Genomic DNA, 15971 nt, shown 5'->3' on the forward strand with positions numbered 1-15971 from the left:
TTTTTCCGCCACGAATTCACGAATTATTTTTTGACAATCTTTGAGAATAAAATTCGTGAATTCGTGGCTATTTTTTTTTAGCACAAAGTATTTCACGAATTATTTTTGACAATCTTTAAGAATAAAAATTCGTGAATTCGTGGCTATTTTTTTTAAACAAAATCTTAAATAATGAAAAAATACACTTTCCTTTTTTTATCTTTAGTATTCATAATTACGGGTTGTTCTGGCTCAAAATCAGTTACAATGAATGATACTTCAAAAACACCTTTCGTTTGGGAAGGGGCAAATGTTTATTTTTTACTTACAGATCGTTTTTACAACGGAGACACTTCCAACGACGTCAATTTTAACCGAACTAAAACGCCCGGAAAACTCCGCGGATTTGAAGGCGGTGATATTATCGGAATCACTAAAAAAATCGAATCAGGATATTTTGAAAAATTAGGAATCAATGCCATTTGGCTTACGCCGATTGTCGAGCAAATCCACGATGGCGTTGACGAAGGAACTGGATTGAGTTATGGCTTTCACGGTTATTGGGCAAAAGACTGGACGGCTCTTGATCCGAATTTCGGGACCAAAGAAGATTTAGCCAATCTGGTAAAAAAAGCACACGAAAAAGGCATTAGAATTATTCTCGATGGTGTAATTAACCATACAGGTCCTGTAACTCCAGAGGATCCTGTCTGGCCTTCTGACTGGGTAAGAACGGGCGTAGTCTGCGATTACAAATCGTTTGAAAACACCACAATGTGTACTTTAGTTGAGAATCTTCCAGACGTAAGAACAGAAAGTGTTCAGGAAGTGGAATTACCTCCTTTCTTAATCGAAAAATGGAAAAAAGAAGGCCGTTACGAAAAAGAAATTGCTTCATTAGATGCTTTCTTCAAAAGAACGAATTATCCAAAAACGCCAAAATATTACATCATAAAATGGCTTACTGATTATATACTAGAATTCGGAATTGACGGTTATCGTGCCGATACGGTAAAACATACCGAAGAAAGTGTTTGGGCAGATTTTAAAAAAGAATGCGAATACGCTTTTGAAACCTGGAAAAAACACCACCCGATGCAGGTTTTAGACCAAAATCCGTTTTACACTATTGCCGAAGTTTACGGTTATGGAATCAGCGGTGGTCAGGATTATGATTTTGGAGACCGAAAAGTAAATTACTTTCAGAATGGTTTCAACAGCATGATCAATTTTGAATTCAAATGGAATGCTGGTCAAAACGATTACGAAGGTTTATTTTCAAAATATTCGAATGCTTTAAATAATGGCTTAAAAGGTTATTCTGTACTTAATTATATGTCTTCTCATGACGACGGACAGCCTTTTGATGCCAATAGAACAAAAAGCATCGAAACAGCCAATAAACTATTACTTTCTCCAGGAATGTCTCAGGTTTATTACGGAGATGAATCGGCTAGGTCTTTAGTTGTAGAAGGCACGCAGGGCGATGCGACTTTACGTTCTAATATGAATTGGGACGATATTCAGAATAATCCTGAAACACAAAAAACACTTTTACACTGGCAGAAATTAGGACAATTTAGACGAAATCATCCTGCTGTTGGTGCTGGTGTTCACAAATTGATTAATCCGTATCCTTATACTTTTTCCAGAACCTTTACCCAAGGTAATTTTACCGATAAAGTAATTATGGGATTAGATTTACCAAAAGGCAGAAAAGAACTTCCAATCGGCGACGTCTTCCCAAACGGAACAAAATTGTTGGACACTTATTCTGGTCAAAAAACAGAAGTTATCGATGGAAAAGTGATTCTCGACAATGATTTTGATATTGTTTTACTGGAGAAAATTTAACCGCAAGGCACGCTAAGATTTACGTTAAGTACGCTATGTTTTGTTAGCCACGAATTCACGAATTATTTTTTTTCAATCTTTGAGAATAGAAAATTCGTGAATTCGTGGCTATTTAATTTTCACAAATCATTGCGTGCTTTGCGTAAAACTTTGCGACCTTTGCAGTTAAACTCGCAACAGATGCTCAAGATCGCACATAGAGGCGCCAAAGCCTACGAACCTGAAAATACTTTACAAGCTTTTCAAAAAGCCCTAGATCTAAATTCAGACGGAATAGAACTAGACGTTCATTTGAGCGCTGACGGTCACATAATCGTAATTCACGACGAAACCATCGATAGAACCACTAATGGAAAAGGAGAAGTAAACACTTTTACTTTAGTAGAATTAAAATCATTTTTGATTGATGAAAAACAACAGATTCCAACTTTGAATGAAGTTTTTGATTTAGTGGATAAAAAATGTTTCATCAACATCGAATTGAAAGGTTTGGGAACTGTTCCTAAAGTTGTGGCATTAATTGAGGAATATATTGCAAAAAAGAACTGGAAATATGAGGATTTTATCATTTCAAGTTTCGATTGGAATATGTTAGACGAAACATCAAAACTAAACTCAAATATTCCAATTGGTGTTTTAACAGAAGAAGATATAAATACCGCTTTGGCTTTCGCCGAAAAAATAAAAGCAAAAGCCATTCATCCCGATTTCCAATTATTAAATGCAGAAAATGTAAGCGAAATGCAGAAAAAGGGTTTTCTAGTTTTACCGTGGACAGTAAACTCAAAAGAAGACATTCAAAAAGTAAAAAGTTACAATGTAAACGGAATTATCTCTGATAATCCAGACAAAATATAAAAGTAAAATAGCCACGAATTCACGAATTATTTTTTTATAATCTTTGAGAATAAAAATTCGTGAATTGCTTCGCCTGTTCGCTATCGCTCGGGTCGTGGCTAACAAAAAAATATGATTAAAAATTTCGACATCATAATCGTTGGCGGAGGCGCAGCCGGTTTTTTTACCGCAATTAATATTGCAGAGAAAAACCCAAAACTGAAAATCGCCATATTAGAAAGAGGAAAAGAAGTGCTTTCTAAAGTCCGCGTTTCTGGAGGCGGACGTTGCAACGTTACGCATGCTTGCTTTGAACCTAACGAATTAGTAAAATTTTATCCTCGTGGGGAAAAAGAACTTCGCGGACCTTTTCATCAATTTTGTTCGGGAGACACTATTGAATGGTTCGAGAAACATGGCGTTGAGTTGAAAATTGAAGAAGACGGAAGAATGTTTCCAGTTTCCAATTCATCGCAAACTATTATAGATTGTTTTCTAAAAGCAACAGAAAAATTAGGCATAAAAGTATTGACAGGACAAAGCGTACAATCTATTTTCAAAAAAGAAAATCACTGGAAAATTGATACACAAAGTGATAATTTTGCTTGTGAAAAACTGGTTATGGCAACAGGAAGCAACCCAAAAATATGGGAAATGCTTCAGGAACACGGACACGCCATTGTAAGCCCTGTTCCTTCCCTATTTACTTTCAATATCAAAGATTCTAGAATTAAAGAATTGCCTGGTGTTGCAGCACAAGTTTCAGTAAAAGTAAAAGACACTAAATTAGAATCGACTGGACCTTTATTGATTACACATTGGGGAATGAGCGGTCCGGCGATACTGAAACTTTCAGCTTGGGGCGCAAGAATTCTACACGATAAAAATTATCAGTTTACCATTTTTGTGAATTGGTTAAATGATGTCGATTACGAAGATGCAGAAAAAAATCTAAAAGACTTAAAACAGGAACACGCTAAAAAAGCCGTTTCAAAAAAATCTCCTTTTGACTTCCCGAATCGTTTATGGGAAAGTTTGGTTTTGGCTTCAGGAATTGAAACGGAAACCAAATGGGCAGATTTATCTAAAAATCAATTGCAGAATCTGACTTCACAACTCACAAAAGCCGAATTTAAAGTAAATGGAAAAAGTACATTCAAGGAAGAATTTGTAACTGCTGGCGGAATCGATTTAAAAGAAATCAATTTCAAAACCATGGAAAGCAAAATTCATGAAAACCTTTATTTTGCTGGTGAAATTGTAAACATAGACGCTATTACCGGCGGATTTAATTTTCAGAATGCCTGGACAAGCGGGTTTATTCTGGCACAAAATATTTAATACAAAATGAAATTTAAAGGAATTATTTTTGATTTAGACGGAACTTTAGTTAACTCATTACACGACATTTCAGATGCGATGAATAAAGTACTTACTGCTCTAAGTTATCCAACACATGATTACGATACTTATCAATATTTTATCGGAAGCGGTTTACGAAATTTGGTAAGCAAAGCTTTGCCAGCCACAAACAATTCTGATGATGAAATTGAAAGTTGTTTTGAATGTATGGTTGATGAATATACTAAAATCTGCACGCTGAAAACAAAACCTTACGACGGAATTGTAGAACTGTTAGAAAAACTGACTTCGCAAAATATCAAAATGGCTGTTTTCTCTAACAAAGCAGATGAATTGACTAAAAAAATTGCAACAGAATTATTTCCAAAACAATTTGACACAGCAGTTGGTTTGAGCACAGAAGAACTTAAAAAACCAAATCCGTTTGAAGCGATTGAAATCAGCAAAAAATGGAATTTAAAACCAGAAGAAATTCTATTTGTAGGTGATTCTGATATTGATATGAAAACAGCTGTAAACGCAAATATGTTTCCTGTTGGCGTTACCTGGGGTTACAGAACTGAAGAAGAATTAAAATCTAGTGGCGCAAAAGCAGTTATTAATAATGCTTCAGAATTAATCGAAATGTTGTAAATCGTGAATGCTGAATTACAAAAACAAATTACATCGATCGCTTCGTTTTCTGAAAATGAAATCGAAATGATCGATTCCTGTTTTGAACATGAAAGTTTTACTGCCAAAGAATTCCTTTCCGAAATGGGAAAAACCAGCAGTAAAATCTTTTTTATTATTGAAGGCTTGGCTCGTGTTTATTACTTAAAAGACGGAAAAGAAATTACGACTTATTTAAGTTGTAATGACGGTTTTATTTCATCGTATTCCAGTTTTATAAACCAATCTGTTTCTTTCGAAAATATTCAGTGCATTGAAGATTGCGAAGTCCTTTCCATCACTTTCGAAAAAATGCAGTTTTTGTATAACCAAATTCCGAATTGGGAACGTGTCGGCAGAATTCTCGCTGAGCAGAATTACCTTTGCATGGCCGACAGAGTTTTAAAACTGCAAATGATTCCCGCCAAAGAAAAATATCAGACATTTTTGGCCTCGGCTCCAGCCAAAATAATCCAGCGAACGCCTTTAATTTATATCGCTTCTTTTCTCGGAATTACGCCCGAGTCTTTGAGTCGAATTCGTCAGGACATTTCTTAACATTTATCAAGTGAGTTGAGAAACGGAATTCAAATCTTTGCCAAAATAAAATTTGAAAAAGATGAAGAATATTGCCCAAGACGTTTACCAGATTCCTTTATTTCCCAGAAATGCTATTAATTGTTATTTGATCGAAGATGTATTAATTGATGCCGGAATCCGCAGTTCTGCAAATACCATTTTAAAAGCTTTAAAAGGTAAAACCGTTACTAAACATGCCTTAACACATGCTCACGCCGATCATCAGGGAAGCAGTAAAATAATCTGTGAAACTTTGAATATTCCTCTTTTATGCAGTGAACCTGAAAAAGAATTTGCAGAGAATGGAAATGTAATTACGGAATACCCAAACCCAAATCATATTATTTCGAAATTTCAGAAAAACTTCTGGGCAGGAAAAGGACACCCAGTTTCTGAAACTTTAAAGGAAGGCGATCAAATTGGCGGATTTACCGTTATTGAAACTCCTGGGCATTCCAGCGGGCATTTATCTTTTTTCAGAGAAAAAGACGGTGTTTTGATTGTTGGCGATGTCATGACTAATATGAATCTGCTTACTACAAAAACGGGATTACATGAACCGCCGGTTTTGTTTACCAAAGATCAGGAAACAAATAGAAAATCTATTCAAAAACTGGCTATGTTACAACCTAAAATATTGTGTTTCGGACATGGACCTGTTTTATTCAAAAATGAAGATTTTTACAGGTTTTTAAAAAAGCAGCTGCGTAATTAACATCATTTTAGATATTTCATAGGTTTTCATTAAGACAATTCTAATAATTTTACTGCCGATTAAATACCCCCTATGAAAGTAAAATTACTTACCATAATTCTAATATTAACTTATCATTCAGGAATTTCACAGACCGAAAAGGTCCTTCGTGGAAAGGTTATGTACAACAACAATGTGCTTAAGGATGTGGAAGTCATCAATAAAACAGCTAAAACAAGTACTAAGACCGATATTTTAGGGGAATTTTCAATTGTTGTAAACGTAAAAGACAGCTTACTTTTCTATTCCAAAAATTACTTTTTCAAAAGACTGAAAGTGACTCAGGAAAATATCCAGACCAATAACCTTTTGGTAAATATGATTCCAAAACCTGAAGAACTGGATGAAGTTGTAATTACCGGTATCAAATTTCCTAAAGTTACATTTGATCCGGAAGCCATCAGTAAGATTAATATCAACAAACAGTCTCGTGATCTCACTCGTTATATTCAGGGGTATAATAATGGAACTATAACAAACGGAATCAATTTTATGGCTTTAGGAGGCGGGCTTGCAGGTTTATTTAATGGAAATCGTGAAGAATCTAAAAAGAAAATTCCTGATAGTAATTTTAAAAAAATGGTAAATTCGACCTGTCCTCCTGACTTTTTTACAAAAGACCTGAAATTATCTCCGGATGAAAAAGAACTCTTTCTGGAATACTGTGATGCCGACCCCAGATCGAAACTTCTCTTAGAACATCCTAACATCCTGTCTACTATGGATTTTTTGTATAATAAAAATGAACTTTTTCAGAAAATGAAAAGCGAAATTAAAAATTAAATGAAAGCAAAATTGCTCACCACAATTTCTTTTTTAACTTATCAGCTTAGTATTTCTCAGACAAAAAAAATGATTCAGGGAAAAGTTCTCTCCAATAAAGTCCCTCTCAACAAAGTTGAAGTTATAAATAAAACAGCTAAAACCAGTACAAGAACAAATGAGCTGGGAGAATTCTCAATTTTAGCAAGAGAACAAGACAGTTTACTTTTTTTCTCTAAAGATTATTTCTTTACACGGCTGAAACTTACATCCGAAAATTTAAAGAAAAATAATCTTGTTGTTGACATGATTATTAAAGCCGAAGAACTTAATGAAGTTGTAATTACATCCATAAAATTTCAAAAAGTAGAGTTTGATGCCGAAAAAGTAAATGAAATCAACAATCGCAAAACTGCCAACGATCTTACTCGTTACACTGGCGTAAATGATGGAAGAACAAGATATTCTGCAAACATCAATATACCTTTAAAAAAATCACATCCAAAAGAAAAGTATGAAGTTGACGATCGTTTTAAAAAACATGCAGCGGCATATTGTACTCCAGATTTCTTTAGTTACAATTTAAAACTTAACCCTGATCAAAAAGAGCTTTTTCTTGAATTTTGTGATGCCGATCCAAAATCAAAAACCCTTTTAGAACACCCGAATGTTTTGGCTACAATGGATTTTTTGTATGCTAAAAATGAGGAGTTTAGGAAGTTAAAACCTTGAAGCCCTAAACAAAACTATTTATTCAGCCACCAGATACTGGCATTTAAAACCGTAGCAAAACCAACCCAGGCCAGATAGGGAACCAATAAATATCCTGAAATTTTATTGATTTTAACAAACTTCAAATACGTTTCATAAATCATCAGCCATAAAAGAATAATTTCAATTAAAGCCAGCATTGGGTTTTTTAATCCAAAAAACAAATACGACCAAATAGCATTTAAGGTTAACTGAACCAGAAAAAACAACAGTGCTTTTTTAACCTCTTCTGTATGCTCTTTTATTTTGTCCCAAACCAAAGCTGCTGCAATGGCCATAAAAATATAAAGCACTGTCCAAACCGGCATAAAAATCCAGTTGGGCGGATTAAAAACTGGTTTTTCCAACGTTACATACCAGGTCTCAATACTTGGTTTTGTTACTACCCCCGCAGAATACCCTACTGTTAAACAAATTACTAAAGCTATAGCGATTTTTACGAACTTATTCATTTTATTAAATTTTGTAGTCAAAAATAGTTAAAAGAAAGGTTTAAACCATATAAGTGATATAAGTTCATTTTAGTAAACCATGCTTATAATTTCTTATATAACTTATATGGTGGAAAAATGAAAAACCTATCTTTGCCAAAATTTTATAATTCATGTTTACAGCAGCCGATTTTATTCCAAATCCATATACTTCAGCCATCGAAAAAGGAAACTTTGAGTGGAGCGCTCCAAGTAACATCGCCTTAGTAAAATACTGGGGGAAAAAAGACAATCAGATTCCGGCGAATCCTTCTGTCAGTTTTACGCTTAACAACTGTAAAACCATTACAAAACTGGCTTTTTCGAAAAAAGAACATAATGGTACTTTTTCGTTTGATTTACTTTTTGAAGGAAAACCAAAAGAAGACTTCAAACCAAAAATCCAGAAGTTTTTAGAAAGAGTTGAAGTATATCTGCCGTTTTTGAAAGACTATCATTTTACGATTGATACACAGAATACTTTTCCGCATAGTTCAGGAATCGCTTCTTCGGCTTCCGGAATGGCTGCGCTGGCAATGAATTTTATGAGTTTGGAAAAACTTTTAAATCCAGAAATGACTGATGACTATTTCTATCAAAAAGCTTCGTTTCTGGCACGTTTAGGTTCCGGAAGCGCCTGCCGAAGTGTAAAAGGAAACATGGTCGTTTGGGGAAATCAAGCTAACATTGAAGGAAGCTCAGACTTATTTGGAGTTGAATATCCATACGCTGTTCATGATAATTTCAGGAATTATCAGGATACTATTTTATTAGTTGATAAAGGCGAAAAACAAGTTTCAAGCACAGTTGGACATGATTTGATGCACAATCATCCGTATGCAGAAAGACGCTTTGCGCAGGCACACGAAAATCTGGATAAATTAACTGCCATTTTTGAAAACGGAAATCTGGAAGAATTTATTAAAGTCGTAGAAAGTGAAGCCTTGACTTTACACGCTATGATGATGACCTCGATGCCCTATTATATTTTAATGAAACCAAATACGCTTCAAATCATAAATGCGATTTGGAAATTCAGAAATGAAACCCGGATTCCGGTTTGTTTTACGCTTGATGCTGGTGCCAATGTGCATGTGCTTTATCCCGAAAACGTTACCGAAAAAGTATTACAATTTATTCAGGACGAATTAGTTGTATTTTGTCAGAATAGTCAATACATTTGCGACAAAATTGGAAGTGGTGCAATTGCATTATAATTTTGCGTATCTTTAGTTAAATTTTTTGGTTATGGACATTCAATTAGAAAAACTCGAATTAATAAAGCTAGTAGCTGATACTGAAAACCCTGCTATTTTGAAATCTATTCGAAAAATTTTTAAAAAAGAAGAGAAAGATTGGTGGGATGATTTGACAGAAGAACAAAAGGCCGAAATTGAAGCATCTGAAAGAGAAATAGAAAATGGTGAATTTTATCTTTTTGAAGATGTAATGGCAAAATATAAGAAATGAGAAGAATTGTATTTTCTGGTCGTTCTAAATTTCAACTTGAACAGTTACTAGAATATTTAGAGATTAGATTTTCACTTTCAACTAGAGATAAGTTTATATCAAATTTTTATAAAATTATTGAAACAATTAGGCTTAATCCTGACACTTTTCCTCTTTCAAGCAGGAATAAAACTAGGAGATGTGTAATTTCAAAACAAACAATGCTTTATTACAAATATACCACTCAAGAAGTTCGTCTTTTGTCACTTTTCGACACCAGACAAAACCCAAATAAAATTAAGAAAGACATAAAATAAATCATGAAAGGACCATTATTTTATTCAAAAATATTGCTTTTTGGAGAGTACGGAATCATCCGCGATTCAAAAGGGCTTGCCATTCCTTATAACTTTTACAATGGCGCTTTAAAAAAGTCCGAAGAACCTTCAGACGAAGCCATTGCCTCAAATAAAAGTTTGAGAAGTTTTGCTTCTTATCTTGAAGTATTACAGACACAGCAGCCGGATTTGGTTACTTTCGATTTAGAAAACCTTAAAAATGATGTCGAAACCGGAATGTATTTCGATTCCAGTATTCCGCAGGGATACGGTGTTGGAAGCAGCGGTGCACTTGTAGCGGCCATTTACGATAAATATGCAGCTAACAAAATTACGGTTTTAGAAAATCTGACACGTGAAAAATTATTACTTCTAAAAAATATCTTTTCTCAAATGGAAAGTTTTTTCCATGGAAAAAGCTCTGGTTTAGATCCGCTCAACAGCTATTTAAGCATTCCAATTTTAATTAATTCTAAAGACAATATCCAGACAACCGGTATTCCAACACAAAGTTTTGACGGAAAAGGTGCTGTATTTTTATTAGATTCGGGAATTGTGGGTGAAACAGCTCCAATGATCAGCATTTTTATGGAAAACTTAAAAGACAAAGGTTTCCGTGCTATGCTTAAAAATCAGTTTGTAAAATATACGGATATCTGTATCGAGAACTTTTTACATGGCGATATGAAGTCATTGATTGGCAATACTAAAAAACTCTCCAAAGTGGTTTTAAACAACTTCAAACCCATGATTCCGGAGCAGTTTCATGCCATCTGGCAGCAGGGTATTGACACAAATGATTATTACCTAAAACTCTGCGGTTCCGGAGGAGGTGGTTATATCCTTGGATTTACTGAAGATTTAGAACGTGCAAAGACCTCTTTAAAAGACTATAAACTGGAAGTAGTTTATCAGTTCTAACCCTTTAAAACCAGAGTTGTTTGAGTAGATTTTCATAAGTTTCAACCTAAAAAGTAATGCATTATGAAAAGTATTTTAAGAATAATCAAAGCAACTTTTTTAGGAGGAATTCTGTTTTTAGCACCATTGGTTGTACTGCTTATTATTCTGGAAAAAGGATATGGCATTATTCAAAAAGTAACACTGCCGCTCGTTAATAATCTGCCCAGAGTACATGTTTTAGGAATAGCACTTCAGGAACTTGTTGGCACACTCCTCCTGATCCTTATTTGTTTCGCAGCGGGATTACTGGCCAAAACTACCAGTGCCAAAAGACTAATCCAAAAACTGGAAGACAGTATTTTAAGTTTTGTTCCCGGATACTCGTTTATGAAAAACATGAATGAAAGCATTATGGGTTTTGAATCTAAAGAAGACTTAAAAGTCATTTTGGTTCCTACTGATGCCGGCTGGCAGTTTGCCTTTTTAATAGAACCAATAGATGAAAACCATTTTACTGTTTTTGTTCCTGATGCACCAAATCCGTGGAGCGGTTCTGTTTGTTTTGTTGAAAAGAAAGACATCAAAGAAATCGACATGACCCAAAAACAAGCTTTAGCCTGCATTCGAAAATTAGGCTACGGCTCTAAAGAATTGTTAAAAAACAAGCTCTGAATTTCTGGTTTAAAAAATATCCTTTAACTTCAAATCTAATTTAATCCACAACCTGTAATTTATGTTAAGCAGACAGCACAAACTTTTAGTAATGAAAATTGTTAGTTTGTTTTCTGTGGTACGCGGTTATAACATTCCTATTATAATTTTAGCACAGTATTTATCGGCTATTTTTATTCTGGCTCCCGAGAAAAGAGCTCTGGATATTCTGTTAGATTTTTACTTGTTTCTTATTGTATCTGCTTCGGCCGTTACCATTGCTTCGGGTTATATTATCAATAATTTTTACGACAGTCAGAAAGACTTAATTAATCGTCCCAACAAATCCATGCTCGACAGATTAGTGAGCCAGAAAACCAAACTAACGGTTTATTTCAGCCTGAACTTCCTGGCTGTTTTAATGGCTTCTATTGTTTCCTGGCGTGCTTTTCTATTCTTTTCGGCCTATATTTTCCTTATTTGGTTTTACTCTCATAAAATAAAAAAATATCCAATTGTCGGAAACCTCACGGCTGCCTTTATGGCCGTAATTCCGTTTTTTGCTATTTTACTTTATTTCTATAACTCCATTTCATTCGAAGAGCTTGAAAATCACAGAGGGCATTTTGTTGTGATCTCGGCTCATGCCATGTTTTTGTTTCTTTTGCTTTTGATTCGGGAAATGATCAAAGATTTAGAAAACCTGAAAGGTGACCTGGCCAATGATTATCATACGATCCCGATTATCTATAATGAAAAAATTTCCAAACAGATTATTACCGTCCTGACATTACTGACTGTGGTTCCGGTATATATATTGATCAACATTTATGATGTAGGATATATGGACATCTATTTCTATGTCTGTTTTATCGTCCTGATCTTTTTTCTGCTTTATTTATGGAAATCCAGCTCCAAAGAGCAGTTTTTATTACTGCACAACGTATTGAAATTCCTGATTGTTTCGGGTGTTTTCTGTATCGTTTTAATCAATCCAAGTGTGTTGTGGCACGGACGCGAACTGATTTCTAATTATTAACTCTTAATGAAATAAGATATTCTCAATGCAGGCAAAAGAAACCTGTTGTCTGAATTTTAGCCCCCACCAGGTTCCGTTTATGAAATCAGATAAAACCGAAATGCTTCAAAAAATATTAAATGGACTGTTTCTGAATATCTTAAAATAAAATGCTAGTAATCTAAGAACATTGAACTTAGGATTTATTAGCAGGAAAAAACTATCTTTGCACAAATTAATGATTTTATGAACAACAAGGAAGGCAATAATAAAAGAGGCGGATCAAGACCAAACAACTCAAGATCAAACTCTAACAAGCCAAAACCTGCTTTACCAAAGCGTGCGCAAGGGCCAAAAAAAGTAAAACCTGAAGTAAAAGCAGCTCAGGAAGCAGCCGCTGAAAAATTCAGAAAACAAAATCAGCCGGCGAAGAGACAAAAGGCCTCAGACGAAATTCGTCTGAACAAATACATCTCAAATTCAGGGGTTTGTTCACGACGTGATGCCGATTTATATATTCAGTCCGGGAACGTTAAAGTAAACGGTGTTCCGGTTACTGAAATGGGATATTTAGTAAAAATTAATGATGTTGTGAATTTTGACGGTGTGGTTTTAACTCCTGAAAAGAAAGAATACATTTTACTAAACAAACCTAAAAACTTCACAACGGCACTTGAAGAAGGCCATGAATATCGTAACGTTCTGGAACTTGTTCGTGCTGCAACCAATGCAAAAATTGCTCCGGTTGGACGAATGGACAAAAATACAACAGGGTTATTATTGTTCACTAACGATACGGATATGATTCGTAAATTTAGTCTGCCGAATCAGAAATCTTCTAAAATCTACCAGGTTTCTTTAGACAAGAACCTAAAATTTGAAGATCTGGAAAAAATAAGCAATGGTTTGGTACTGGACGGGCACCGTGTGTTTGTTGAAGAAGTAAGTTATATCGAGAAAGAACCCAAAAGCGAAGTAGGTCTGAAACTACGTACCTCAAATGTAAAAGTAGTCCGTGCTATTTTTGAAAACTTTGATTATGATGTTTTACGTATAGACCGTGTATCTTTTGCCGGTTTAACTAAGAAAAACCTGCCAAGAGGAAACTGGCGTTTTTTAACCAGTCAGGAAATTATCAATTTGAAAAACGCATAAACGCTTCAACATTGATTTACGATAACGAATCCTGTTTTACTACTTCTGGTAAAATGGGATTTTTTATTTTAGAAACTAAAAAAGTTATGTCCGAAAAGAGTAAAGATAGATCTTCCGATGTTTTGATTTTTTTCTTCAACCGATTCGTAACATGAAAATCCAAGGATGATTTTGATTCCGGGCTGAATACTGTTTAAAATGTCTCTTTTTTGCTCTTCCAGAAGTAATTTCAAACTGTCGAGTAACTGGATATTATTTTTAAGATAAGAGACTACAAGCAGTGCAGAGAAGTTAAGTATTTCACGGGCTGTTTCGCTTTTGATGCCCACTTCGTTTGAAATCATTTCAGAAATTCTGCCTTTTTTATTGGTAAAGATTTCTTTTAGCAGTGCATTTCCTTCCAGGCGATAACAGTCGTCAACTGATAAAATTCTGCCGGAAGTAAAATCGACTTCCTGATAAAAATTAGAATTATCCGGTATGAGTGATACAATCCCCTTATAAAAGCCTGATTCCTCAGCCCTATTGTATAATCCCATTAAAACTGTACCGATTGAAACATCAATTCCTTTGATTAGGAGCGCATCATTTTCAAAATAAAATTTGTTTAGTTTTGAAACAACATTAGAAGAAATAAAACGTCTAAGTTCAATTTGTAGGTTTGGGGTCATACTCATAACGTATTAAAGTGATTATTTATACCTGTTCAAAATAATCGATAAAGTGGGGCTTTTTATCGTTTATCAGGATAAAAATATAAAATATTTTAACATATCCAAAAAATAAGTTAAGAATTTAGTCATTAGATTATGAGCACTTTAACATAAAAAACGCTCAATACCAGTAAATATAACCCTTTCGTAATCAAAACAAAGACAAATTGACTTTTTAAAAAATTAGAAATTTTCTTAAAAAAAATAAAAAATAAGAAAAAAGCCAATTATTTATTACATAATTAAAATAAAATGTTTCGATATTCCCATGCGGTATGAATAAAAATACCGAAATATATGATACTAAATAAAAAGTTTATAAAACTTGATGCCAGAAACCCCAAAAAGGACCCCGTTGCTGCTTTTAATGCCCGCTGATGATTGGCAGAGTCGTACATCAGCTCACCTATAAATGCCCCGACAAACGGACCAATTATAACCCCAAAAGGTATTGGAGCAAAAATACCTACCAGCAGTCCAATATTAGTTCCCCAGACCCCGTAAGAACTGCCGCCAAACTTTTTAGTACCCCTGGCCGGAATTACATAATCTAAAATTGTAATAATAATGGTCAGTACCAATGTTATACCCAAAACCCAGTAATTATTCTCGACAGTGTCTGTCAGATACAGCAGCAATAATCCAGTCCAGGAAGCAGTAAGTCCCGGAAGAACCGGAAGAAAACTTCCAAAAACCCCAATAATCATACATATAAAACCTAAAGTAAACAGTAATGAATCCATATAATTTTGTAATTTTGTACTTACATTTTTTTAACAATTCCAATAATGCGTAATGTTATATTCTATATTGCAGCCTTATTCCTGATTTCTTTAATCAGCATTAATGTATGTGCGCAAACCAAAAAACTTTCTATTGACGACCAGCTCCTGCAGGACAGCATCTATAAAAGTAATAAGAAAAAAGTTCTGAATTTCTCTATGAAAGAATTTGACAATCTTTTCTTTGAATTTTTCAATCGTAAAAATGATACCAATATTGTGCTGAGTAAAACAGAATTCTACAATTACACCGTACAAATCGCCGCTTTCTCAGACCGGCTTGCCAAATTATATCCCGATCAAAAAGAAATTGCCGCTAAAAACAAAGAACAATGGCTCTCAGAAAGCTATGAAGATTATTTACTTTATAAGGCTTCTCAAAAAAAATAATTGTATTTTTATATCGTAAATCCATTTTATCCAATTCAAAATCAAAATCTTGAAGCCTTATTCTTTCTACTTTTTAACCCTTTTACTCTGCAGCTCTTGTCAATATTTTGAGAAGAAAGTTCCATCTGAAAAAGAATTACTTCAGAAAGAGTTAAAATCTATAAACTGGAAGGAAGTGGATGAATACCCAACCGTTGCAGAATGTGAAACGATCAACGACAAAAAGCAGCGCCAAACCTGCTTCTTTGATGTAATGTCGAAGCTTATTCAGCAAAAACTAAACATTGACAGTTTGTCGACTGCATATCCTAAGCTGGATACTATACAAGTAAAAGTGACGATTTATCCCAATTCTAAGATGAAATTTGAACCTGAATTCCAAAAAGATTCGGTTACTTATGACACCATCCGTATTGACAGCATCCTGCAATCCCGTCTGGTTGATTTTCCAAAAGTAAATCCGGCTATAAAACGAGGACTTCCGGTAAAAACTCAATTCATGTTACCCGTAATTTTAAAGGCAAAAAACAAGAACTAGCTGTATCAGGAACCC

20 protein-coding genes are annotated in these 15971 nt (G+C 34.4%); 17 read left to right on the forward strand and 3 right to left on the reverse strand.

Annotated features, from left to right (window positions below; genetic code table 11):
* Window positions 1-171: 171 nt before the first annotated feature.
* The 8 genes from ACODST_RS01230 to ACODST_RS01265 all read left to right on the forward strand — a co-directional run bounded on the left by ACODST_RS01230 (window position 172) and on the right by ACODST_RS01265 (window position 7510).
* Window positions 172-1833: an alpha-amylase family glycosyl hydrolase gene (locus tag ACODST_RS01230; RefSeq protein WP_488930293.1), complete on the forward strand. Its 1662-nt coding sequence runs from the start codon at window positions 172-174 to the stop codon at window positions 1831-1833.
* Window positions 1834-2013: 180 nt separating this feature from the next.
* Window positions 2014-2691, forward strand: coding sequence for a glycerophosphodiester phosphodiesterase (locus ACODST_RS01235; protein ID WP_488930294.1), 678 nt, complete (start codon window positions 2014-2016; stop codon window positions 2689-2691).
* Between the two features lie 111 nt (window positions 2692-2802).
* Window positions 2803-4011 carry a BaiN/RdsA family NAD(P)/FAD-dependent oxidoreductase gene (locus ACODST_RS01240; RefSeq protein WP_488930295.1) on the forward strand — a complete coding sequence of 403 codons (1209 nt, stop codon included), beginning with the start codon at window positions 2803-2805 and terminating at the stop codon, window positions 4009-4011.
* Between the two features lie 6 nt (window positions 4012-4017).
* Window positions 4018-4665 (forward strand): HAD family hydrolase, encoded by a 648-nt coding sequence (locus ACODST_RS01245; protein ID WP_488930296.1) that lies wholly within the window; start codon window positions 4018-4020, stop codon window positions 4663-4665.
* A 3-nt stretch (window positions 4666-4668) separates the two neighbouring features.
* Window positions 4669-5241 (forward strand): Crp/Fnr family transcriptional regulator, encoded by a 573-nt coding sequence (locus tag ACODST_RS01250; protein WP_488930297.1) that lies wholly within the window; start codon window positions 4669-4671, stop codon window positions 5239-5241.
* A 61-nt stretch (window positions 5242-5302) separates the two neighbouring features.
* Window positions 5303-5977: an MBL fold metallo-hydrolase gene (locus ACODST_RS01255; protein WP_488930298.1), complete on the forward strand. Its 675-nt coding sequence runs from the start codon at window positions 5303-5305 to the stop codon at window positions 5975-5977.
* 72 nt (window positions 5978-6049) lie between these two features.
* The gene (locus ACODST_RS01260) at window positions 6050-6799 is read left to right on the forward strand and encodes a hypothetical protein (protein ID WP_488930299.1); all 750 of its coding nucleotides are present in this window, start codon (window positions 6050-6052) and stop codon (window positions 6797-6799) included.
* The gene (locus ACODST_RS01265) at window positions 6800-7510 is read left to right on the forward strand and encodes a hypothetical protein (protein ID WP_488930300.1); all 711 of its coding nucleotides are present in this window, start codon (window positions 6800-6802) and stop codon (window positions 7508-7510) included.
* 14 nt (window positions 7511-7524) lie between these two features.
* Here ACODST_RS01265 and ACODST_RS01270 read toward each other — a convergent pair whose 3' ends face one another.
* Entirely contained in the window at window positions 7525-8001 is a 477-nt protein-coding gene (locus tag ACODST_RS01270) for a TspO/MBR family protein (protein WP_488930301.1), read from the reverse strand.
* Between the two features lie 152 nt (window positions 8002-8153).
* Between ACODST_RS01270 and ACODST_RS01275 the strand changes: the two genes are divergently transcribed.
* The 7 genes from ACODST_RS01275 to ACODST_RS01305 all read left to right on the forward strand — a co-directional run bounded on the left by ACODST_RS01275 (window position 8154) and on the right by ACODST_RS01305 (window position 13533).
* Window positions 8154-9236, forward strand: coding sequence for a diphosphomevalonate decarboxylase (locus ACODST_RS01275; RefSeq protein ID WP_488930302.1), 1083 nt, complete (start codon window positions 8154-8156; stop codon window positions 9234-9236).
* A 31-nt stretch (window positions 9237-9267) separates the two neighbouring features.
* Window positions 9268-9489, forward strand: a complete 222-nt coding sequence (locus ACODST_RS01280; RefSeq protein WP_488930303.1) for a hypothetical protein — start codon at window positions 9268-9270, stop codon at window positions 9487-9489.
* The gene (locus ACODST_RS01285; RefSeq protein WP_488930304.1) at window positions 9486-9785 is read left to right on the forward strand and encodes a type II toxin-antitoxin system RelE/ParE family toxin; all 300 of its coding nucleotides are present in this window, start codon (window positions 9486-9488) and stop codon (window positions 9783-9785) included. Before ACODST_RS01280 ends, ACODST_RS01285 begins: the two co-directional genes overlap by 4 nt.
* 3 nt (window positions 9786-9788) lie before the next feature.
* Complete coding sequence (locus tag ACODST_RS01290) at window positions 9789-10727, forward strand: mevalonate kinase family protein (RefSeq protein WP_488930305.1); 939 nt, start codon at window positions 9789-9791, stop codon at window positions 10725-10727.
* A gap of 63 nt (window positions 10728-10790) precedes the next feature.
* Window positions 10791-11381 carry a DUF502 domain-containing protein gene (locus tag ACODST_RS01295; protein ID WP_488930306.1) on the forward strand — a complete coding sequence of 197 codons (591 nt, stop codon included), beginning with the start codon at window positions 10791-10793 and terminating at the stop codon, window positions 11379-11381.
* A gap of 61 nt (window positions 11382-11442) precedes the next feature.
* Window positions 11443-12399, forward strand: coding sequence for a geranylgeranylglycerol-phosphate geranylgeranyltransferase (locus ACODST_RS01300; RefSeq protein ID WP_488930307.1), 957 nt, complete (start codon window positions 11443-11445; stop codon window positions 12397-12399).
* Window positions 12400-12624: 225 nt separating this feature from the next.
* Complete coding sequence (locus ACODST_RS01305; RefSeq protein WP_488930308.1) at window positions 12625-13533, forward strand: pseudouridine synthase; 909 nt, start codon at window positions 12625-12627, stop codon at window positions 13531-13533.
* A gap of 68 nt (window positions 13534-13601) precedes the next feature.
* Here ACODST_RS01305 and ACODST_RS01310 read toward each other — a convergent pair whose 3' ends face one another.
* Together ACODST_RS01310 and ACODST_RS01315 are read right to left on the reverse strand one after the other, a co-directional pair.
* Complete coding sequence (locus ACODST_RS01310; RefSeq protein WP_488930309.1) at window positions 13602-14204, reverse strand: DUF937 domain-containing protein; 603 nt, start codon at window positions 14202-14204, stop codon at window positions 13602-13604.
* Window positions 14205-14488: 284 nt separating this feature from the next.
* The gene (locus ACODST_RS01315; RefSeq protein WP_488930310.1) at window positions 14489-14989 is read right to left on the reverse strand and encodes a DUF456 domain-containing protein; all 501 of its coding nucleotides are present in this window, start codon (window positions 14987-14989) and stop codon (window positions 14489-14491) included.
* Between the two features lie 45 nt (window positions 14990-15034).
* Between ACODST_RS01315 and ACODST_RS01320 the strand changes: the two genes are divergently transcribed.
* Both ACODST_RS01320 and ACODST_RS01325 read left to right on the forward strand, forming a co-directional pair.
* The gene (locus tag ACODST_RS01320) at window positions 15035-15418 is read left to right on the forward strand and encodes a hypothetical protein (protein ID WP_488930311.1); all 384 of its coding nucleotides are present in this window, start codon (window positions 15035-15037) and stop codon (window positions 15416-15418) included.
* Between the two features lie 49 nt (window positions 15419-15467).
* Entirely contained in the window at window positions 15468-15956 is a 489-nt protein-coding gene (locus ACODST_RS01325) for a hypothetical protein (protein ID WP_488930312.1), read from the forward strand.
* Window positions 15957-15971 lie beyond the last annotated feature (15 nt).

It is taken from the genome of Flavobacterium sp. FG19 (assembly GCF_057809475.1).